This window comes from Citrobacter sp. MGH106, assembly GCF_001037495.1.
GTDB classification, from domain to species: Bacteria; Pseudomonadota; Gammaproteobacteria; order Enterobacterales; family Enterobacteriaceae; genus Citrobacter; species Citrobacter murliniae.
On the sequence record NZ_KQ089822.1, the window covers coordinates 3,199,225 to 3,221,120 of the forward strand.

General features: G+C 51.3%; 22 protein-coding genes. 14 read left to right on the top strand and 8 right to left on the bottom strand.

All coding sequences use genetic code 11. From position 1 onward, the window contains the following. Positions 1-188: 188 nt before the first annotated feature. The 7 genes from SK36_RS15035 to SK36_RS15065 all read left to right on the top strand — a co-directional run bounded on the left by SK36_RS15035 (position 189) and on the right by SK36_RS15065 (position 7,740). Positions 189-1,709, top strand: a complete 1,521-nt coding sequence (locus SK36_RS15035) for an FGGY family carbohydrate kinase (RefSeq protein WP_045440934.1) — start codon at positions 189-191, stop codon at positions 1,707-1,709. A gap of 128 nt (positions 1,710-1,837) precedes the next feature. Beyond that, positions 1,838-2,773: a D-ribose ABC transporter substrate-binding protein gene (locus tag SK36_RS15040; protein WP_045440932.1), complete on the top strand. Its 936-nt coding sequence runs from the start codon at positions 1,838-1,840 to the stop codon at positions 2,771-2,773. Positions 2,774-2,816: 43 nt separating this feature from the next. Beyond that, positions 2,817-3,437 (top strand): DUF2291 family protein, encoded by a 621-nt coding sequence (locus tag SK36_RS15045; protein ID WP_045440931.1) that lies wholly within the window; start codon positions 2,817-2,819, stop codon positions 3,435-3,437. 1 nt (position 3,438) lies between these two features. Beyond that, on the top strand, positions 3,439-4,983 hold the full coding sequence (locus SK36_RS15050; RefSeq protein ID WP_048221887.1) for a sugar ABC transporter ATP-binding protein: 1,545 nt from the start codon (positions 3,439-3,441) through the stop codon (positions 4,981-4,983). Between the two features lie 17 nt (positions 4,984-5,000). Further along, complete coding sequence (locus tag SK36_RS15055) at positions 5,001-6,068, top strand: ABC transporter permease (protein WP_045440927.1); 1,068 nt, start codon at positions 5,001-5,003, stop codon at positions 6,066-6,068. 53 nt (positions 6,069-6,121) lie between these two features. After that, positions 6,122-6,919: an SDR family oxidoreductase gene (locus SK36_RS15060; RefSeq protein ID WP_048221888.1), complete on the top strand. Its 798-nt coding sequence runs from the start codon at positions 6,122-6,124 to the stop codon at positions 6,917-6,919. 35 nt (positions 6,920-6,954) lie between these two features. Further along, positions 6,955-7,740: an SDR family oxidoreductase gene (locus SK36_RS15065; protein WP_048221889.1), complete on the top strand. Its 786-nt coding sequence runs from the start codon at positions 6,955-6,957 to the stop codon at positions 7,738-7,740. 42 nt (positions 7,741-7,782) lie between these two features. Here the strand turns inward: SK36_RS15065 and SK36_RS15070 are convergent, their stop codons facing one another. Next, complete coding sequence (locus SK36_RS15070) at positions 7,783-8,487, bottom strand: GNAT family N-acetyltransferase (protein WP_048221890.1); 705 nt, start codon at positions 8,485-8,487, stop codon at positions 7,783-7,785. A gap of 144 nt (positions 8,488-8,631) precedes the next feature. Between SK36_RS15070 and SK36_RS15075 the strand changes: the two genes are divergently transcribed. Together SK36_RS15075 and SK36_RS15080 are read left to right on the top strand one after the other, a co-directional pair. Further along, positions 8,632-9,750 (top strand): YbdK family carboxylate-amine ligase, encoded by a 1,119-nt coding sequence (locus SK36_RS15075; protein ID WP_045440919.1) that lies wholly within the window; start codon positions 8,632-8,634, stop codon positions 9,748-9,750. Between the two features lie 64 nt (positions 9,751-9,814). Further along, positions 9,815-10,063 (top strand): DUF1158 domain-containing protein, encoded by a 249-nt coding sequence (locus SK36_RS15080; protein ID WP_045440916.1) that lies wholly within the window; start codon positions 9,815-9,817, stop codon positions 10,061-10,063. A gap of 22 nt (positions 10,064-10,085) precedes the next feature. On the opposite strand, the gene SK36_RS15085 is transcribed toward SK36_RS15080, so the two are convergent. Continuing rightward, positions 10,086-10,427, bottom strand: a complete 342-nt coding sequence (locus SK36_RS15085) for a RamA family antibiotic efflux transcriptional regulator (RefSeq protein WP_045440915.1) — start codon at positions 10,425-10,427, stop codon at positions 10,086-10,088. Positions 10,428-10,443: 16 nt separating this feature from the next. Next, complete coding sequence (locus SK36_RS15090; protein ID WP_048221891.1) at positions 10,444-11,556, bottom strand: MBL fold metallo-hydrolase; 1,113 nt, start codon at positions 11,554-11,556, stop codon at positions 10,444-10,446. A gap of 190 nt (positions 11,557-11,746) precedes the next feature. Here SK36_RS15090 and SK36_RS15095 point away from each other — a divergent pair, with 190 nt between their 5' ends. The 3 genes from SK36_RS15095 (at position 11,747) to nfsB (ending at position 13,470) form a co-directional block, all read left to right on the top strand. Then, positions 11,747-12,328, top strand: coding sequence for a TetR/AcrR family transcriptional regulator (locus SK36_RS15095; protein WP_048221892.1), 582 nt, complete (start codon positions 11,747-11,749; stop codon positions 12,326-12,328). Next, the gene (locus SK36_RS15100) at positions 12,328-12,696 is read left to right on the top strand and encodes an MmcQ/YjbR family DNA-binding protein (RefSeq protein ID WP_045440911.1); all 369 of its coding nucleotides are present in this window, start codon (positions 12,328-12,330) and stop codon (positions 12,694-12,696) included. The genes SK36_RS15095 and SK36_RS15100 overlap by 1 nt, the downstream gene beginning before the upstream one ends. A 120-nt stretch (positions 12,697-12,816) precedes the next feature. Next, complete coding sequence (gene nfsB / locus SK36_RS15105) at positions 12,817-13,470, top strand: oxygen-insensitive NAD(P)H nitroreductase (RefSeq protein WP_045440910.1); 654 nt, start codon at positions 12,817-12,819, stop codon at positions 13,468-13,470. Positions 13,471-13,510: 40 nt separating this feature from the next. Here the strand turns inward: nfsB and SK36_RS15110 are convergent, their stop codons facing one another. Continuing rightward, positions 13,511-14,377, bottom strand: coding sequence for a helix-turn-helix transcriptional regulator (locus tag SK36_RS15110; RefSeq protein WP_048221893.1), 867 nt, complete (start codon positions 14,375-14,377; stop codon positions 13,511-13,513). A 107-nt stretch (positions 14,378-14,484) separates the two neighbouring features. Here SK36_RS15110 and SK36_RS15115 point away from each other — a divergent pair, with 107 nt between their 5' ends. Then, on the top strand, positions 14,485-15,921 hold the full coding sequence (locus SK36_RS15115; protein WP_048221894.1) for an MFS transporter: 1,437 nt from the start codon (positions 14,485-14,487) through the stop codon (positions 15,919-15,921). A 73-nt stretch (positions 15,922-15,994) separates the two neighbouring features. Beyond that, on the top strand, positions 15,995-17,239 hold the full coding sequence (locus SK36_RS15120) for a mechanosensitive ion channel family protein (RefSeq protein WP_045440904.1): 1,245 nt from the start codon (positions 15,995-15,997) through the stop codon (positions 17,237-17,239). Positions 17,240-17,242: 3 nt separating this feature from the next. Here the strand turns inward: SK36_RS15120 and SK36_RS15125 are convergent, their stop codons facing one another. The 4 genes from SK36_RS15125 to SK36_RS15140 form a co-directional block, all read right to left on the bottom strand. After that, entirely contained in the window at positions 17,243-18,223 is a 981-nt protein-coding gene (locus tag SK36_RS15125) for a LacI family DNA-binding transcriptional regulator (protein ID WP_045440902.1), read from the bottom strand. Positions 18,224-18,300: 77 nt separating this feature from the next. Further along, positions 18,301-19,452, bottom strand: a complete 1,152-nt coding sequence (locus SK36_RS15130; RefSeq protein ID WP_048221895.1) for a Gfo/Idh/MocA family protein — start codon at positions 19,450-19,452, stop codon at positions 18,301-18,303. Then, the gene (locus SK36_RS15135) at positions 19,449-20,477 is read right to left on the bottom strand and encodes a sugar phosphate isomerase/epimerase family protein (protein ID WP_048221896.1); all 1,029 of its coding nucleotides are present in this window, start codon (positions 20,475-20,477) and stop codon (positions 19,449-19,451) included. Before SK36_RS15135 ends, SK36_RS15130 begins: the two co-directional genes overlap by 4 nt. A gap of 15 nt (positions 20,478-20,492) precedes the next feature. Next, positions 20,493-21,734, bottom strand: coding sequence for an MFS transporter (locus SK36_RS15140; RefSeq protein WP_045440896.1), 1,242 nt, complete (start codon positions 21,732-21,734; stop codon positions 20,493-20,495). Positions 21,735-21,896: the final 162 nt, after the last annotated feature.

Here is a 21,896-nt window from a genome sequence, read left to right on the forward strand (position 1 = left end):
TTGATGATTTTTTCTGTAGCTCAACAGCCAGATTGTGGCTAAGGTATTAAATAAATAATCAATACCGAATATATATTCACAAGTTAAAGATTCGATATGTCACAACTGAACCTGATGAAGTAATGACGCGACAATGAGGGAGAATTTCCCTACAACGCCGGGACGCAATGTGACTCAGGAGATAATCTATGTGTGCAGCGAAGAAAGAGTTCATTATTGCGCTGGATGAAGGCACGACCAATGCGAAAGCAATAGCGCTTGATGATCAGGGCAATGTCGTCGCAAAGTTTTCCCAACCACTGGCCATTCATACTCCGCGAGAAGGTTGGGTTGAACAATCCGGCGAAATGTTGATTGACGCTTCTATTGACGTCATTGCCAAAGCGGTGAATCACGTTGGGGCAGAAAACGTGGCGGCACTGGCGATCAGTAATCAGCGAGAAACCGCGATTGGCTGGTATCGTCATACAGGTAAACCACTGAATTCAGCCATCACCTGGCAATGTACCCGCAGTGCAGCTTACTGCGAGGCACTGCGCCAGGATAATAAAGAGCAGTTGATTAAAACAACGACAGGCCTGCCAATAGCCCCATTGTTCTCAGCATCTAAAATGCGCTGGCTGCTGGAATCGGTGACTGATGGCCCACTGCTCGCGGAACAGGGACTAATTTGTCTTGGAACAATCGATAGCTGGCTGCTGTGGAACTTAACCGGTGGTGAAGCTTTCTCCTGCGACTATTCCAATGCTGCACGCACACAGTTACTCAATCTGCACACCGGAGAGTGGGATGACACCATGCTGTCATTGTTCCATATTCCTCGCGCCGCATTGCCGGAAATCAAACCATCGAGCGGGTTATTTGGTCACACCCGTGGACTGAATGGGATCCCGGACGGCATTCCGGTGATGTCGATGGTCGGTGACTCACACGCCGCTTTGTTCGGCCATGCTCTCGGTGAGATGGGATGCGTTAAGGCCACGTACGGCACAGGTTCTTCTGTAATGGCTCCGGTGAAATCCGCGCAGAGTGATATTGGTGCGCTGGCTACCACTATCGCCTGGCACGATGGCGACAGCATCATTTACGGCCTTGAAGGAAATATTCCACACACCGGCGATGCAGTTGCGTGGATGGCGGAAAGCACCGGACTCAGCGAACTGCCTGACGCCGAACTAACTCACGAGCTGAATACCCTTCCAGAGTCTGTTGAATCAACGCTCGGCGTGTACTTTGTCCCTGCCCTCACCGGGCTAGGCGCGCCCTGGTGGAATGACAGCGCCCGCGGCGTTATCTGCGGACTCAGTCGGGGTGTAAAGCGGGCGCATTTAATTCGCGCCGCGCTCGAGTCGATTACTTACCAAATCGCCGACGTCGTGGTCACTATGCAACAGCATAATGATTTTAGCCTGTCAGCATTGATGGTTGATGGCGGACCAACCAGGAATGACTGGTTAATGCAATATCAGGCAGATCTATTGGGTTGCCCCGTGATGCGCAGCGATGTACCGGAACTTTCGGCCATTGGCGCAGCATTACTGGCGCGTAAAGCACTTCACCCTGGATCGCTCACTGATTTAAAAGCCTTTTTAACCGTACACAGCAAATTTCAGCCCGACATGGCCCGTCATCACCGTCTGCAAAAAAGGTGGCAAGAATGGCGTCATGCGGTAGACAGAACATTATGGAAACCGGCCTCGTCCGTCTGACGCCTTACCAGGGAAAATACGTGACGATTTTTTACCAACGATAAAAGGAGAACTCCGGCCCATAAAAGAATTAAGGCTTTACGTTGTTTCACCGTACCCGACAATAACAACACAGAGAGAACATTGTCATGAAATTACGTTTAACGCTGCTCACCGCTGCAACCCTGACTGCTTTGTCTTTTACTGCCCATGCCGCAGATAAAGGGACAATCATGATTATGGTTAACTCACTGGATAACCCTTATTACGCCTCTGAGGCAAAAGGTGCCAGTGAAAAAGCGCAAGAGTTAGGTTACAAAACCACGATTCTTTCGCACAGTGAAGATGTTAAAAAACAGAATGAATTAATCGATACCGCCATCGGCAAAAAAGTCCAGGGTATTGTGCTGGATAATGCAGACTCAACCGCCAGTGTTGCGGCAATTGAAAAAGCAAAAAAAGCAGGTATTCCTGTCATATTAATCAACAGGGAAATTCCGGTTGATGATGTTGCGCTTGTACAAATCACCCATAATAACTTCCAGGCTGGTTCTGAAGTGGCCAACGTATTTGTTGAGAAGATGGGCGAAAAAGGCAAATATGCCGAATTGACCTGTAACCTGGCTGATAATAACTGCGTTACTCGCTCTAAGTCCTTCCACCAGGTTATTGATCAGTTCCCGGACATGACCAGCGTCGCCAAACAGGATGCAAAAGGTACGCTTATCGACGGTAAACGTATTATGGACAGCATTCTGCAGGCACATCCGGACGTTAAAGGTGTCATCTGCGGTAACGGTCCTGTAGCGCTTGGCGCCATCGCCGCGCTCAAAGCAGCCAACCGTAGCGACGTTATTGTCGTTGGCATTGATGGCAGCAACGACGAACGCGATGCGGTAAAAGCAGGAACACTACAAGCCACGGTGATGCTTCAGGCTCAGGCGATCGCTGCACAGGGCGTCACGGACCTGGATAACTACCTGCAAAATGGCGTAAAACCAGCTAAACAACGCGTCATGTTCCGCGGCATTCTCATCACTAAAGATAACGCAGATAAAGTACAGGATTTCAATATCAAATCCTGATCTCGGGTTATTGCGCCTCTCGCGAGGCGCAAAGGAGAATATTATGACTAAAAAAGCCTGGCTGGCGCTGGCCGTATTGACCGTCGGAGGATGTCGCATCGTCTCTCAGCAAGAGCTGGCGGATCTCAAATCTCCACCAAACCCAAATATGGCGAATATAGACCAAACGTGGCAAAGCAAAATTGTCCCACAAATTGTTGGACAGGCTCGTCCGGTAGCTGAATTAATGGCCGCGTTACAAACCGAGCCAGACATTGATAGCGCCTGTAAAAATCTTGGCTACCGTTCCCAGGAAGAAAACCCCTGTATCTTTTACGTGAAAGTAGAGGGGCCAATTAGTCATCTTGATACCACTTCCCGCAGTGGAAAAATGACTATCACGGATAAAAGCGGCAGCAATATTATCGTACAGATAGGCCCAACCCTGCGTGGTACGCAATTACGCGATGCCTATAAAGGTGCCAGCTATGGCGACTTCAACGACCAGGTATTATTTGGCGAATATGGTCGGGCCATTAACGAACAAGCGATAAAGATGATTCAAGCGTCGCAACTTAAAACTGGTGAATTAACACAAGTCTATGGTGTTTTTTCTTCATGGGATATTCCGCAAACGCTCCCGGATATTACACCGGCAAAAATAGAAAAGATGAGGGGACAGTAAAATGCAACAGCAAGATATCGTCGCTCCCCATCCAGTCGAATCAGAAGTTATTATCGAAACCCGCGATCTGTCACGCGTCTACCCTGGGGTAGTCGCATTAGATAGCGTTAATTACCGGGTATATCGTAATAAAGTAAACGTGCTGATCGGAGAAAATGGTGCCGGTAAATCCACCATGATGAAAATGCTTGCTGGTGTTGAAAGCCCATCGTCCGGTCAAATCTATCTGGACGGCAAGCCAGTTTCCCTGAACTCAACTCATCAGGCTGAAAAACAGGGTATTAGCATTATTTTCCAGGAATTGAATCTATTCCCAAATATGAACGTCATGGACAACATCTTCATGGCTAATGAGTTCTTTCAGAAAGGGAGAATTAACGAAAAGTACCAGTATGCATTGGCTAAATCTTTACTGGAAAGACTTGAGCTGGAAGTTGATCCGTATACGCCCCTGGATGAGCTCGGGATTGGCCACCAGCAACTGGTTGAGATTGCCCGTGCCCTTTCAAAAGATACGCGCGTTCTAATTATGGACGAACCAACGTCAGCCCTCAGCCAGTCTGAGGTAAAGGTGTTGTTCAATGTGATTGAGCAGCTCAAGCGGCGTGGCGTTACCATCATCTATATATCTCATCGTCTTGAAGAACTGATGGAAATTGGTGACTACATCACTATCTTCCGTGATGGTCGATTTATCAGTGAAAGAACGGTCAGCGATGCCAGCATTCCATGGATCATTGAGCAAATGGTTGGCGATAAGAAAAAACATTTCGATTATCAGCCTGCACCAAAAGGTGACACGATCCTTTCTGTTCAGGGACTCACAGCGCTCCATCCCAGCGGCGGCTATAAGCTCAATGACGTAACATTTAGCTTAAGTAAAGGTGAAGTGATTGGAATCTACGGTCTGCTGGGCGCAGGACGTACAGAACTGTTCAAAGGCCTGGTTGGACTGATGCCTTGCCAGAGTGGGAATGTTCAGCTCAACGGTGAATGCATTAATAAAGCCCACTTTCAGTCCCGACTGAAAAAAGGGCTGGCGCTGGTACCAGAAGACAGACAGGGCGAAGGAGTCATTCAGATGATGTCAATTCAGTCCAACATGACGCTGTCTGACTTCAGCCTGAAAGGATTTCGCCGTGCCTGGAAATGGCTCAACCCGCATAAAGAACAGGCCAGCGTGAAGAATATGATCCAGCAGCTGGCCATCAAAGTCAGCGATCCCGAGCTGCCTATCACCTCATTGAGTGGAGGCAACCAGCAAAAGGTTGTGCTCGGCAAAGCATTAATGACGCAACCACAAGTGGTCTTCCTCGATGAACCTACTCGCGGCATCGATGTAGGCGCCAAAACTGACGTATATCACCTTATCGGCAAAATGGCTCAGCAAGGGCTGGCGGTGATGTTCTCCTCATCAGAGCTGGACGAAGTGATGGCGCTGGCGGACCGCATTCTGGTGATGGCCGATGGCCGCATTACCGCAGATGTCCCTCGCCATGCGGTCACTCGCGAGAAATTGATCGCGGCTTCTACACCTCAAGATTAATCAGGCTGGAATCCATCATGAACCAGAAATATATGATTTATATGTACCTGCTGAAGGCCAGAACGTTTATCGCTCTGCTGCTGGTGATCGCATTCTTCAGCGTGATGGTACCGAATTTCCTGACCACATCTAACCTGCTGATTATGACCCAGCATGTTGCGATCACCGGGTTACTGGCGATTGGTATGACGCTGGTGATCCTGACAGGAGGCATTGATCTGTCAGTCGGAGCCGTCGCCGGGATCTGCGGCATGGTCGCCGGAGCCTTGCTTACCAATGGACTGCCCATCTGGGGCGGTAATATCCTCTTTTTCAACGTGCCAGAAGTTATTCTCTTTGTCGCTATCTTCGGCATCATTGTTGGATTTGTTAACGGCGCGGTAATCACTCGCTTCGGAGTTGCACCCTTTATCTGTACCCTCGGCATGATGTACGTCGCCAGGGGTTCCGCCTTGCTGTTTAATGACGGTAGCACCTACCCCAACCTTAACGGTATAGAAGCACTGGGTAACACGGGCTTTGCCACGCTGGGTTCAGGCACGCTACTGGGGATTTATCTGCCCATCTGGTTGATGATTGCTTTCCTGATATTGGGCTATTGGATCACCACCAAAACCCCGCTTGGTCGCTATATCTACGCTATCGGGGGGAACGAATCTGCTGCGCGCCTGGCTGGCGTACCTATCGTAAAAGCGAAAATCTTCGTGTACGCCTTCTCCGGGTTGTGTGCCGCTTTTGTCGGTCTGATTGTGGCATCCCAACTGCAAACTGCACATCCTATGACCGGAAACATGTTTGAAATGGATGCCATTGGAGCCACCGTCCTGGGCGGAACCGCTCTTGCTGGCGGACGCGGACGGGTTTCTGGCTCCATTATCGGTGCCTTTGTAATCGTCTTTCTGGCGGATGGCATGGTGATGATGGGTGTCAGCGATTTCTGGCAAATGGTGATTAAAGGCGTTGTTATCGTCACTGCTGTGGTCGTCGACCAGTTCCAGCAAAAGCTACAGAACAAGGTCATTCTGATGCGTCGCCATGAAGAAAAGCAGACGGCAGCACCCTCGGCAAACACGATATCCAGCTAATCAGCATCATTCCGCCGGGCATCTGATGCCCGGCTTATACAGGGGAAAGAAATATGCAACGTGATTTTCATGGTAAGACAATCGTCATCACAGGCGCATGCCGGGGAATTGGAGCCGGTATCGCCGAACGTTTCGCCCGAGACGGCGCAAATCTGGTGATGGTATCCAATGCCGAACGTGTCCACGAAACGGCTGAACAACTGCGTCATCGTTACCAGGCCGACATTCTGTCTTTGCAGGTTGATGTCACCAATGAGGCGCAGGTGCAATCACTGTATGAACAGGCCGCCGCGCGCTTTGGCACCATTGATGTATCCATCCAGAACGCAGGTGTTATCACTATCGATTATTTCGACCGCATGCCGAAAGCGGATTTCGAAAAGGTCCTCGCCGTAAACACTACCGGTGTGTGGCTCTGCTGCAGGGAAGCCGCAAAATATATGGTTAAACAAAACCAGGGCTGCCTGATTAACACGTCCTCCGGTCAGGGACGCCAGGGTTTTATCTACACCCCGCATTATGCCGCCAGCAAGATGGGCGTGATCGGTATTACTCAAAGTCTGGCGCATGAGCTGGCACCGTGGAATATCACCGTCAATGCTTTCTGCCCGGGAATTATCGAAAGTGAAATGTGGGATTACAACGACCGCGTATGGGGAGAGATCCTTAGTACCGATAAAAAACGCTATGGTAAAGGTGAACTGATGGCGGAATGGGTTGAAGGCATTCCCATGAAACGAGCGGGCAAACCTGAGGATGTCGCCGGACTGGTCGCTTTCCTGGCCTCTGACGATGCTCGTTATCTCACCGGACAAACCATCAATATCGATGGCGGCCTGATTATGTCGTAACGCCCGCAAGGGTATTCGCAGGGAGAGTCATCACTATGATCGCAAAAGATTTTGCTCAACAACTGTTTAACCTTGAAGGGCGCGTCGCTTTCGTGACCGGCGCAGGCAGCGGTATTGGTCAGACTATCGCGTATGCCCTCGCCAGTGCGGGTGCTCGCGTAGTTTGCTTTGACTTGCGCGAAGACGGCGGACTAAAAGAGACCGTCAATAATATCGAAGCAATTGGCGGGCAGGCAGCACTCTATTCGGGCGATGTCCGGCAGCTTAACGACCTGCGCGCCGCAGTTGCGCTGGCGAAAGAGCAATTCGGTCGTCTGGATATTGCAGTGAATGCGGCAGGTATCGCTAACGCCAATCCCGCGCTGGAAATGGAGAGCGAGCAGTGGCAACGCGTAATTGACATCAATCTCACCGGCGTATGGAACTCCTGTAAAGCCGAAGCAGAACTGATGATTGAATCCGGCGGCGGTTCGATCATCAACATCGCTTCCATGTCCGGGATTATCGTTAACCGGGGACTTGAACAGGCGCATTACAACAGTTCCAAAGCAGGCGTCATTCATCTCTCAAAAAGCCTGGCGATGGAGTGGATTGAAAAAGGTATTCGCGTGAACTCAATCAGCCCAGGCTATACCGCCACACCGATGAATACCCGTCCGGAGATGGTTCATCAGACACGGGAATTTGAAAGCCAGACGCCCATTCAGCGAATGGCTAAGGTGGAAGAAATGGCAGGCCCGGCGTTATTTCTTGCCAGCGATGCCGCCTCATTTTGCACCGGTGTAGATCTGGTGGTGGACGGCGGCTTTATCTGTTGGTAAATGCCAATTCGCCCGCAGATATCACAAACTGCGGGCGTTAACTTAAATCGCTCTACATGCCACCAGCGTTTTTCGCTGTCGCCCTTTTTCGTCAAAGTTTTCCGGGGCCAGCCAGCGCTGCAAAACGGCGTCACATTGCGGCCACTCGCCGTCAATCATCGATAGCCAGTCGCTGTCGCGATTGCGTCCCTTACGCACAATTTTCTGGCGAAAGCGTCCTTCGTGAACAAACCCTAAACGCTCCGCCGCCCGACGGGACGCGACATTCAGCGAGTCACATTTCCACTCCACGCGACGGTAGCCCATAGCAAATGCCTGGTTCAGCAACAGCCAGATGGTTTCGGTGCCCAGCACCGTATTTTTCATGCGTGGCGACCATGTCACATGACCAATTTCCACCGAGCCGTTTACAAGATCGATCGCCATAAAACACACCAGACCCACGGCTCGTCCTGAGCGTAAATCAATCACCGCATAGGAAACCAGCGACGCATCTGTTGATTTCCCCATAATCCAGCGCACGGTCTCCTCAACGTTCGATGGACGTGTGCTGGCAAGCCAGGTCCAGTCACGCTCATCAGGAGCCTGCGCGTAGGCGTCAAACAGATCGGCTGCATGGCTGTCGGCATCCAAAGGCTCAAGACGGCAATAATGCCCTTCCAGTAAAATCCGAGTCAGTGCTGACGCGCCATTCCAGTCTGGAAGTGCGTCTCCTACCGTCTGCCCATAAACATTTATTTCCGGCACAGTTCACCCCTGTATAAAAAGTAAAAAACAGTTATAGCATCGGCCATTTTACGGTCAAAGCGCAGGTGCGCGATTTCTGACACTGAACGAAGAACCCCCTGCCCTTCTATACTGATTAAAAATCAACGCAGAAGGGAAAGCGCTATGTCACTACCCGATTTTCACGTCTCCGAACCGTTTACGTTAGGGATTGAACTGGAAATGCAGGTGGTCAACCCTCCAGGTTTCGATCTGAGTCAGGACTCTTCTCGGCTGATCGACGATGTTAAACCACAACTCACCGCCGGAGAGGTGAAACACGATATCACCGAAAGTATGCTGGAGATGGCGACCGGCGTCTGTCGCAACATTGATCAGGCAGCGGCGGAATTTTCCACTATGCAGCAGGTCATTATGCGATCTGCCGGTAAATACCACCTCGAAATTTGCGGCGGGGGTACACATCCCTTTCAAAAGTGGCAGCGCCAGGAAGTGTGTGATGACGAGCGCTACCGGCGTAACCTGGAAAACTTTGGCTATCTCATTCAGCAGGCGACTGTGTTTGGTCAGCATGTCCACGTTGGCTGTGAAAACGGTGATGACGCGATTTACCTCCTGCACGGCCTGTCGCGGTTTGTTCCCCATTTTATTGCACTCTCAGCCGCCTCACCTTACATGCAGGAAGCCGACACACGATTTGCCTGCGCGCGCCTTAATATTTTCTCCGGATTTCCCGATAACGGCCCCATGCCATGGGTTAAAACCTGGCAGGAATTTGAAGGACTGTTTCGCCGACTGTCCTGGACCAGCATGATTGACAGCATTAAAGATCTGCACTGGGATATCCGCCCAAGCCCACACTTTGGCACAGTAGAAGTTCGGGTGATGGACACCCCACTGACCCTTGACCATGCCGTTAATATGGCAGGATTAATTCAGGCCACCTCCCATTGGTTATTAACCGAACGTCCGTTCAAACACCAGGAGCGTGATTACCTGCTTTACAAATTTAATCGTTTTCAGGCCTGCCGTTTTGGTATGGATGGGGTATTAACCGATGTGAACACCGGGGATCATCATCGTCTGGCGGATGACACGCTACGGCTGCTGGAAAACGTTGCATCCTCGGCGAAAAAAGTGGGCGCTACCAGCGCGATTACCGCCCTACGACAGCAGGTGAAAAATGGTCATAATGAAGCGCAACAGATGCGTGATTTCGTCGCGAAAGGCGGGTCATTAAGCGGTCTGGTGAAGAAACATTGTGAGATCTGGTCTGGGCTTTAAGCAGGGTTTGCGTTAGCGGAAGATATCCCGGACAATGGGTTTTTAACTCAAGTTTAACAATGTTATGAAACACCCGCTTGAATCACTAATGACCGCCGCCGGGATCCTGCTGATGGCGTTTCTTTCCTGCCTGCTGCTACCTGCGCCCTCGCTCGGCCTGGTGCTGGCACAAAAGTTCGTCGCCGCCTTTCATTTAATGGATCTCAATCAGTTTTATACTTTGCTGTTTTGTCTGTGGTTTTTACTGCTGGGGGTGATTGAGTATTTTGTTCTGCGCTTCATCTGGCGACGCTGGTTCTCGCTGGCAGATTAATCCCGCGAGAACCCTTGCTGCGCTAGTGGGTGCGACTGTGATTTTCTTTACGATAAGCGCCGGGCGGCTGGCTAAACGTACGAGTGAAAATCCGTGTAAAAGTCTGTTGTGAATCGAAGCCATACTTCAGACAAATATCGTACACCTTCTGGTCGGTATCACGCAGGTCACGCGCCGCCAGTAATAGCTTACGTTCACGGATGTAACGCCCGAGGCTTTCACCTTTGTACTGCATAAACAGACGCTGTAAGTGCCATTTTGAATATCCCGCGTGGCGGGCAATATCATCAATGCGCAATGGTTGATTTAAATTATCATCAATCCATTCGACAATTGTTTCGATAACCTGAGCAGAAATCGTCATCGTCATCTCCCTGTGTTCATTGGGCCGTTTGCTGCCACCAGGCCGTAAACTGTTGGTCTGGTTCGGACAGTACTACCTGCTCACCCAGCATAGGCGTCAGCAAACGGTAATCTTTGAGGCGACTGGCAAGCGCCAGGCGTTTGTAGGGATCGTCCCAGGTGTGTTTTGCCAGAACGAAGCGACCGGCATGTCCCGGTAAAACGGCTTTCGCATGGAGATCCGCTGCCGCCTGCGCAGTCTCTTCCGGCATCATGTGGATAAACTTCCAGTCCTGGTCATATTGACCATTTTCCATGATGGCTAAATCGACCGTACCAAACTGCTCGCCAATCGCTTTAAAATGCGGTCCGTAGCCGGAGTCTCCGCTGTAATAAACGTTCTGTTCTGGCGTTTCAAACATGAAACTTGCCCACAACGTTTGATTACGTTTAATGCCTCTCCCCGAAAAATGGCGCGCCGGCAGTACATGGACAATCAGTGAATCAGTCACTCTGACGGACTGATTCCAGTCACGCTCCTCTATTATCTCGCTGTTCATTCCCCAGTAACGCAGGTGTGAACCAACGCCAAGCGGGGTAATCACCCGTTTAATCTTTGGCATCAACGCCTTGATGGTTGCATGATCCAGATGGTCATAGTGGTCATGTGAGATGATCAGCAAATCGATTTCCGGCATGTTCTGCGCCGTCCACGGGTAATCCCCGACAAAGGCTTTATTCAGAAACGAAAACGGCGCTGCGTAATTGCTGAACACCGGATCAATAAGGATCCGTTGGCCAGCCAACTGTAAGTACCACGAGGAGTGGCCCAGCCAGACCAGGGTATCTTGCTCCGGTGATAAACTCGCGAGATGGGTCGCCACCAGCGGTAGCGGTTGTGCAGGCCGCGCATTTTCACGTTTAGCAACCAGAAACTCCCACCACGCCGCCAACATACTTTTGTTGCCAGTATAGCCCGGTGTAGGCACCTGGTTATGAAACTGTCCATCACGATAGTGTGGCGACTGTTCAACCTGGCTTAGTTGTGCCCCTTGCGGCGCCTGACCAAATCCAGCATTGAGTACGAATGGTAAACTTGCAGTAGCGGCAATGAGCATAATAACAACCACACAAACTGTGAGACGCTTCATATCCTGACCTTAAACGCGCCTCCTTTCCGTTGGTTTGCGCGACTGACTCTTGATTATGAGTGAGTAAGCACTCATTATAGAAATCGAAAGTTCGCCGTCAAGATGATTTTCAATCTTTGACATTCGCCGTTGCGGTACTGCAAAGGCCGTGATTCAATCGTGTTTTTTACAGACTTAAGGGTAAAGTGTAGTGGCTCGTCCGAAGAGTGAAGACAAAAAAATGGCATTACTGGAAGCTGCAACCACAGCATTTGCACAATCTGGCATTGCGGCCTCTACCGCCGTCATTGCCCGTAATGCAGGGGTTGCGGAGGGAACGTTGTTTCGCTATTTCGCGACAAAAGATGATCTCATCAACGAGCTTTATCTCTATCTAAAGCACGATCTCTGTCAGTCGATGATGGCTAATCTGGACCGTTCGGTGACCGATGCCAAAACTATGACTCACTACATCTGGAACAGCTACATTAGCTGGGGTTTGAATCACACTACCGGGCACCGTACCATTCGCCAGCTTGCCGTCAGCGAGAAAATCTCCAAAGAAACCGAACAACAGGCTGACGATATGTTCCCGGAACTACGCGATCTTTGTCATCGCTCCGTGCGGCCCGAGTTCATGTCTGACGAGTATCGCGCCTTCGGCGACGGGCTTTTTCTGTCGCTGGCGGAAACAACAATGGAATTCGCCGCCCGCGATCCTGCCCGTGCAAATGAATACATTGCTATGGGATTTGAAGCTATGTGGCGTGCGCTCACCCGCGAGGAAAAATAATGGACGGTCAGACATTACACGCTTGTGCGAAACGTGTTGCGCTTGAACTCCCTTTTACCGAGCTCTGCTGGCCATTCGGCCCTGAGTTTGACGTCTTTAAGGTCGGCGGCAAGATTTTTATGATTGTCTCCGAGCAACGCGGACGCCCTCTGGTCAACCTGAAGTCTGAACCGCAAAAATCGCTGTTAAATCAGCAGATTTACCGCAGCATCGAGCCAGGCTATCACATGAATAAAAAGCACTGGATCTCGGTCTATCCTGGTGACGATATTAGCGAGTCATTACTAACAGAGCTGGTGAATGACTCATGGCATCGGGTTGTTGACGGTCTTCCTAAACGGGATCAAAAACGCCTGCGCCCCACCTGATTTATCGTTAGCGCCGATAAGTGTTTTTGCATTTTTCCGTCTTATCTTTTTTTCGCTAACCCTGTACCCTGCTGAAACTAAAACGCACCCGCAGGGTACGAAAAACCACCAGGAGTTTTTATGGATATTGTTTCTGTCGCCTTAAAACGTTACTCCACTAAGGCATTCGATCCGAGTAAAAAACTGACCGCTGAGCAGGCAGAAAAATTAAAAACGCTGCTGCAGTTCAGTCCGTCCAGCACCAACTCCCAGCCGTGGCATTTCATCGTTGCCAGCACTGACGAAGGGAAAGCGCGCGTAGCAAAATCCGCCGCCGGTAACTTTGTGTTCAACGAGCGTAAAATGCTTGATGCTTCTCACGTCGTGGTGTTCTGCGCCAAAACAGCTATGGACGACGCGTGGTTGGAGCGTGTCGTGGATCAAGAAGAGATCGATGGTCGTTTTGCGACCCCGGAAGCCAAGGCGGCTAACCACAAAGGGCGCACATTCTTTGCTGACATGCACCGCAAAGAGCTCAAAGATGACAACCACTGGATGGCAAAACAGGTGTACCTGAACGTAGGTAACTTCCTGTTGGGCGTTGCGGCGATGGGCCTGGATGCCGTGCCGATCGAAGGTTTTGATGCCGCAGTTCTCGACGCAGAGTTTGGCCTGAAAGAAAAAGGCTACACCAGCGTGGTTATCGTCCCGGTGGGCCACCACAGCGTAGAGGACTTCAACGCCGCACTGCCAAAATCACGCCTGCCACAGGAAACAACGCTGACGGAAGTCTGATTTCCCCATACAGCCCGGGAGGCTTACGCCATCGGGCTTTTTACTGCTTATCCAGCCACGCTAATGCTTGCTCCCCGGCTGCATCCATCGGTAAATAAACCAGCAGTCGCGAACCGTTACGAGGTGCTGAATACCAGTACATCTGCTGCAAACTAAAACGCCCCAACTGCGGATGGTGAAAGTTTTTCACCTGATTTTCCACGCCCCGAACCTCATAACGCTGATGCCACAACGCTTCGAACTCAGAAGACGCGGCAAAAAAACGCGCCAATTTATTCTCCCAGATCGGATCGCCCCGATGCTCCGCCATTGCTGCACGAAAGTACGAGACAAACGTCGGTAATACATCGCAATTTTCGATACGGCTTCGCCAGGTTTCATTGGTGAGATAGAGGTAAATACAGTTGCGGTCTTCGTCCGGAAGCGTAGCAAAATCAATCCCCATTAAGCGGCAAAAACTGTCATTCCACGCCACAATGTCAAAACTGGGTTTCTGGATGCTGGCAGGCTGCGGCATCAGACTGTCTAGCATCCGCCGGGTGCCTGGACTGATGCCTTCACACACCGTAGCCGCCGTCGATTCCGGCGGTGTCAATCCTGCCAGCACAAACAGGTGACGGGTTTCCAGAGGGCTGCATTGCAGTGCATTCGCCACGCTCAGCAGTACCGTTTGCGACGGGTTCACCTCGCGCCCCTGCTCCAGCCAGGTGTACCAGGTTACACCAACATTAGCCAGCATCGCGACCTCTTCGCGGCGCAGGCCGGGTGTTCGCCGCCGCCCGACTCTCGGCAGCCCCAGTCGTTGCGGGTCAAGGCTTTCTCGTCGCGCACGCAAAAACGCACCGAGCTGTTTGCGGCTGTCATCAGGAAGGATAGCCACAGATTCAGGTTGTGCCATTACCGCCATATACACTCCAGCATGGTAGTACCAATACCCGTATAACCAGGAACTGGTACCCGTTTAATTATTCAGTGATGCTACGTCCATCTGCTGAATGACGCAATGGAGTTACCATGAATACCTCAGTTGTTTCACCCGGTCGCGTAGGGTTACTGCTGTTACTCACAGGCCAAATGCTGCCGCTTATTGATACATCAATTACCAATGTCGCGTTGGATTCCATTACGCAGTCGCTACAGGCTACCACTACCCAGCTTGAGTTGATTGTTGCCTTGTACGGTGTGACCTTCGCCGTCTGTCTGGCGTTAGGAAGCAAACTCGGCGATAACTACGGTCGCCGCCGCCTGTTTATGTGGGGCGTCGTCGTGTTTGGGTTAGCATCCCTGTTTTGCGGTTTGGCAAACTCCATAGACATGTTACTGAGTGCCCGTGTTTTACAAGGTGCGGGGGCTGCGCTAATCGTACCGCAGATTCTCGCCACCCTTCACGTCACGTTGAAAGGTACAGCACATGCGCGAGCCATCAGTTTGTACGGGGGTATTGGCGGTATCGCTTTTATCGTAGGCCAGATGGGTGGGGGATGGTTAGTTTCAGCAGATATTGCCGGACTGGGCTGGCGCAACGCGTTTTTTATTAATGTCCCGATCTGCCTGTTGGTGCTGATTTTCAGCCGCCGTTATGTCCCCGAAACTACCCGAGAAACCCGGGCCGATATTGACTGGCTGGGAACCACCGGTCTGGCAGCTATCCTCTGTTGCCTCCTTTTTCCGATGGCATTAGGCCCAGAAACCGGCTGGCCATGGCAGACACAGGTAGCACTTGTCGCGATCCTGCCGTTGGGGTGGTGGATGCGGAGCAATGCATTACGCCAGGAACAACGTCAGCAACAGCCTCTTTTGCCACCACGCCTGTTGAGGCTCAGCAGCATCCGGTTCGGTGTCCTGATTGCATTACTGTTTTTTAGCGCCTGGTCAGGTTTTATGTTCTGCATGGCTCTGACCCTGCAAGCAGGTCTTGGTATGGCACCGTGGGAATCCGGCAACAGCTTTATTGCCCTCGGCGCGGCCTATTTTATCTCAGCGTGTTATGCGCCGCGATTGATTGCCCGCTATAGCACAGGGCGTATTCTGTTAACCGGCCTGGTCATTCAAATTACAGGATTAACAGGGCTCATACTGACCTTCTGGCATTCGGGCCTGCAAACTTCAGTGTTCACGCTGATCCCGGCGACAGCGCTTATCGGTTACGGCCAGGCGCTGATTGTGAACAGTTTTTATCGCATCGGTATGCGCGATATCACCACACATGATGCTGGTGCCGGAACGACCATTTTGAGTACGCTACAGCAGGCTACACTCGGGCTCGGCCCCGCCGTGTTAGGCGCGTTGTTTTTGCATCTGCAGCAGCATAACCACGGTGATTACACGCGGTCGGTTATCGGTTTTTTGGCCGTCGAAGCCGCAATGATGATTGTTCTGCTTCTGGCAACGTTATTTTTCCGTCGCACGCTGAATGTCGTACAAACCCGTGCCTGTGTCGCCTCAAAATAGAGAGTGAGGAGTACGCATTTGCATAACCTCTGCACAGCGGTCATCATAGACCGCTGTTTATTAAGGAGACGTTATGCAGGAATTGATATCTCAGGTAGAAGAACTCGGCATTGAAATGAATCACACCACTTCGCTGGTGATGATTTTTGGCATTATTTTTATCACCGCCATTATTGTTCACGTTATTTTGCACTGGGTGGTACTACGCGCATTTGAAAAACGTGCCAACGCCAGCTCCCGTCTGTGGCTACAAATCATCACGCAGAACAAATTATTTCATCGTCTGGCGTTTACGCTGCAAGGTATCATCGTCAATATCCAGGCTGCGCTCTGGTTACAAAAAGGAAGCGAAGCCGCCGAAATATTAGTGACCTGCGCACAGCTGTGGATCATGATGTACGCTCTGCTATCCTTATTCTCCCTGCTGGACGTTATTCTCAATCTGTCGCAGAAACTCCCTGCCGCATCACAGCTACCGTTAAAAGGTATATTTCAGGGCATCAAGTTAATCGGTGCAATTATCATCGGTATTTTGATGATTTCCCTGTTGATTGGCCAGTCACCAGCAATACTCATTAGTGGCTTAGGTGCAATGGCCGCCGTCTTAATGCTGGTATTTAAAGATCCAATCCTCGGTCTGGTCGCCGGAATACAACTTTCTGCCAACGATATGCTCAAACTGGGCGACTGGCTGGAAATGCCGAAATACGGCGCAGATGGCGCGGTGATCGATATCGGTTTAACCACTGTCAAAGTACGTAACTGGGATAATACCATTACCACTATTCCAACCTGGTCGCTGGTATCGGACTCCTTTAAAAACTGGAGCGGGATGTCAGCGTCCGGCGGTCGCCGAATTAAACGCAGCATCAATATTGATGCCACCAGCATTCATTTTCTCGATGAGGATGAACGCCAGCGACTGCATAAAGCGCACTTGCTTAAACCGTATTTAACGACACGCCATCAGGAAATTAATGAATGGAACCAGCAGTTAGATGCGCCTGAATCCGTACTAAATCACCGTCAGATGACCAATATCGGGACGTTTCGCGCCTATCTGAACGAATATTTACGTCACCATCCACGCATCCGCAAAGATATGACGTTGATGGTTCGCCAGTTGGCCCCGGACGATCACGGTTTACCTATTGAGATTTATGCCTTCACCAATACGGTAGTGTGGCTGGAATACGAAAGTATTCAGGCTGATATCTTCGACCATATTTTTGCCGTGGTCGAAGAGTTTGGTTTACGCATTCATCAGTCCCCTACCGGGAATGATATTCGTGCGCTGTCAGGCGCATTTCAGCGGTAGTCCTCAGGTGCTGGCGCGTGAAATATAGCGCCAGTCCATCATGACCCTTTCGGCAGGGGCATCTGGATTTTCAATTCTATTTAGCAATAACCCTACCGCCTTGCGGCCAATATCGCGCGAGGGTTGCTCAATGGTCGTAAGCTGTGGGGAGACCATTTCCGCCAGTTCCGTGCCGTCAAATCCAACCACGGCAATGTCCTGTGGGATCTGTAACCCGGCGTTGATAATCGCGCGCATGGCTCCGGCTGCCAGCGTGTCGGACACGGCAAATACCGCATCGGGTTTCACCTCTGCCGCCAGTAAGGTTTCCATCGCGGCAATACCAGCGCTGGAACTTAATTCACTGGCGTACTCCACCGCCTGATACTCAAGCGACAGCGCATGCAGCGCCGCTTTGTATCCCCGTTCACGCAAACGCGCGTATTTATAGCTCAGATCATGGTTGATCAACGCAATGCGCCGGTAGCCCTTGTCCACCAGATGCGATATCACCGACTGCGCGGCATCCACATCGTTGATACCCACACAGGAAACCGCACCTTTATCGGCATATTCCGCACACTGCACCCAGGGCGCATCGCCAATCAACGTAGTCAGTTCTGGTAATTTAGAAAACGCATCCATGGTGATGATGCCGTCAACGATTTTACCTGACAGCAGTTTCAGTGCTGATTTCGAGCGGGCCGTATCAGAGCCAGAATTACACAGCAAAATGCGATAGCCGTTCTTCTCAGCCTCCTCCTCAATGCCTTTCACCACCTCGGCACAAAAAGGGTTGGCTATGTTGGAGACCATCACCAGGATCATCGAACTTCGTGCCGTGCGTAGTTGGCGGGCAAGCAGGTTGGGCTGATAATTGCTTTCCTTGATAGCCTGTAGCACGCGCTCGCGGTTTTTGGCTTTGACGGTATCACTGTTATTCAGCACTCGTGATACCGTCGCCACCGATACACCGGCAAGCTGGGCGATTTTTTGAATAGACATAACGACGACACATCCTGCGGTTTTCGCTTTGCGTTGAGGCTACCATAAAATCACCGCCCGGCGAACCGGATGCGTATTTAACGCTGTACCGACACCCAACGCTGCTGCTGATGGCTTTTTATAATAGCATCAATGATATACATCACATCAGCGCCATCCGTGAACGAAGCAAAACGACGGGCCTCAGGCGCAGGCATTTTCCCTGCCTGCACCGCCTGGTAAAACTGCAGCATCATATTTTTGAACGCATCTGGCCACCCCTCAATATGTCCGCCCGGAAAATGCGCACTTGCGGCTACCTCGGCATTCATCAGTCCCGGATCATCCGTCAGGATCTGATTCGTCTGCTGGCGATGTCCCACCCATAGTTGCTGCGGTGTTTCCTGGTCCCAGCTCAAAGAATGTTGGCTGCCGTTAATCTCAAAACGCAGATGGTTCTTTCGCCCGGCGCTGACCTGAGAAACACTAAAACAGCCCTTGCTACCATCCTCAAAACGCACCAGCACCGATCCACAGTCTTCGGTAGTAACCGGTTTATCTTCAAGCTGTCGGTCTGCGGTCTGCTGATTAAAGGTCGCACCACCGGTAATGCTGGCTTTGCGTGTTGGCCAGACGATAGCAAGATCGGCCATCACCTCCACAATACGCTTGCCAGTAACGAACTGCACCGTGTCGCACCAGTGCGAGCCGATATCTGCCACTGCCCGCGAGCCACCGCCAAGTGCTGCATCGACGCGCCAGTTGTAGTCAGTTTCCAGCAGCATCCAGTCCTGCAAATAGCAGCCCTGCACGGCAAACAGACGCCCAACGCTGCCGTTGCGTACCATGCTGGCCGCCTGCTGTACCATTGCGAACTGGCGATAAACAAAGCTAACACCATGCACCACGCCCGCCTGCTCAGCCAGCTCCACCAGTTCATGAGCCTCATCAGGCGTCATACAGAGCGGCTTTTCAGAAAATACATGCAGCCCGGCACGCAAAATCTGTCGATTGATGTCAGCATGCAGATGATTCGGCGTGCAGTTATGCACCACCTGTAGCCCCGGATGCGCCAGCAACGCTTCAACGCTACCGTACGCATGGGGAACATGTAACGAACGAGCCCGTTCATCAGCAACGGCCTGTGAGCTGTCGCAAAGTGCCACCACGTTCACATTACCCAGCCGACGCAGCGCCTCAATATGCGCAGGCCCAATAAATCCGCTACCAATAATACCAACCTGTATCATTTGCGTACCTCATCGCCAGCGGCGAAATCATCAAATGCGCGAGATGAAACCGGAATAATATGGCGTTGAATAAACCCGCTACCTTCACTGGCCCCCGTTTCTGCCTCTTTCAAACAGCATTCCCACTCCAGGACTGCCCAACCATGATAATCATATTGCGTGAGTTTGCTGAAAATCGTTTTGAAATCAACCTGTCCATCCCCCAGCGAGCGGAACCGTCCGGCGCGGTCAATCCATGGCTGATAGCCGCCGTACACGCCGCTTCGGCTATTGGCACGGTATTCAGCATCTTTAACGTGAAACGCTTTGATGCGCGAATGGTAGATATCGATAAACCCGAGATAGTCCATCTGTTGCAGTAGCAGGTGGCTGGGATCGTAAAGGATATTGCAACGCGGATGATCATCAACCAGCGCCAAAAAACGCTCGAAAGTGACACCATCATGCAGATCTTCGCCTGGATGGATCTCATAACAAACATCCACGCCGTGTTCATCAAAACAGTCAAGAATGGGCCGCCAACGACGTGCCAGTTCCTGAAATGCCTCCTCAAAACGCTGGCGATTATGCGGTGGCCACGGATAAAAATAGGGCCAGGCGAGAGAACCAGAAAACGTCGCGTGCGCCGTCAGCCCCAACCTTTGTGAAGCTGCCGCAGCCTGTTGTAACGTCTGTGTCGCCCACGCCTGGCGGGCCTGGGGATCGGCGCGTAATGACTGTGGTGCAAATCCGGCAAAAGCATCATCGTAGGCAGGATGGACCGCAACCAGTTGACCTTCGAGATGAGTGGATAACTCGCTGATCGCCAGCCCATGTTCCGCCAGCATCCCGCGAATATCATCGCAGTAGGTCTGGCTTACCGCAGCCTGTTCGACATCAAACAGCGACTTGTGATTACACGGGATCTGTAATGCCTTATAGCCTAATCCCGCCGCCCACTCAGCCAGCCCTTTCAGGGTGTTAAACGGAGGTTGCCCACCGATAAACTGTGCCAGAAAAATCCCCGGTCCCTTAATGGTTCTCATAACCCCTCCTGAATATTACGCGCGCTCTTTCTCGTCATACTTGAAAGAGAAAAGGAAAATCACAGCAATTACTGCGGCGGCGACTGCCGGGATCCACCAGAATGTAGTCCATGCCTGAGGCACGGTCTGTCCCGCGACCAGTCGGTTATACAGCGCACCGGAAATTTGCGAACCCAGCAGCATGCCAATCCCGTAGGTAAACATGACGATCATGCTTTGCGCCTGACCTTTTACTTTTTCCCCGGCAATACGGTCGGTGTAGATAAAACCAACCACAAAGAAGAAGTCGTAACACACCCCATGTAACAAAATACCGAGATAAAGCAGGAAACGCCCCTCTTCACTGATGCCAAGCGCAAAGAAGGCATAACGCACAAACCAGGCGCACATGCCGATAAGCAGCATGTATTTCACGCCCAGTCGTCGGAACAGGAACGGGATCACCAGCATGAAGAAAATTTCAGACATCTGGCCGAATGACATGGCCGTGCTGACATCACCAACGCCCGCATCCGCCAGAAACGACGCGGTGTACGCATAGTATGTCCCCAGCGGCACTGAGATTAACGTCGCGCAGAGAGAGAAGACAAAGAAGTGGCGAGTTTTGAGTAAAGCAAAGGCATCTGCGCAAAACAGATCACGCACTTTTACCGGCAGCCCTTTCGCCGGAGCGGGTGTATTGGGCAACGTCAGACTATAGAGCGCCAGAATCACTGAAATAACCGCAGCCAGCGTAAAGATGCCTGTCGTATCTGAAATGCCGGTTACGCCGATGAAGATCCCCGCGACAATCCAGCCAATAGTGCCAAACACCCGCACTACCGGGAAAGTTTTGTCTTTATCGGACAAGCTATGAAATGCGATATTGTTGGTCAACGCCAGCGTGGGCATGTAGCACAACGTGTAGCCAAACAGCAGACCAATCAGCAGTGCGCCGTTTTGCGCCACCAGCGCCTGCGGCACAAACCAGAGGATCGCAGCCCCAGCAAGGTGCATCACCGCCATCACCTTTTGCGAAGCAAAGAAGCGATCCACCAACATCCCCAAGACAAACGGCGACAAAATCGAGGCGATTGGCCCGGCGGAAAACGCATCACCAATCAGCAGCGACATGTTGTGCTGGCTCATCACCAACCCCAACGTGACAGACCAGCTTCCCCAAATAAAGAACTGTAAAAACATCATTAGCGAGAGCCTCGGCACCAGCAGTCTGTACCGTACGCTCTGTTTTCCACTACTTTCGGTTGTCGACACCATTTTTTGCCTCACCTTTAAAAAGTAATCGATTACAAACAGGTTCAAATAAAAAGTAATCGATTACAAAACAAAGATCCTGTGAAGCGATTCAGAACTGCGAGTTCAATCACGATAAAGATCGAGAGATGACCGATCTCATCATCAGGATGAGATCGGTTAGCG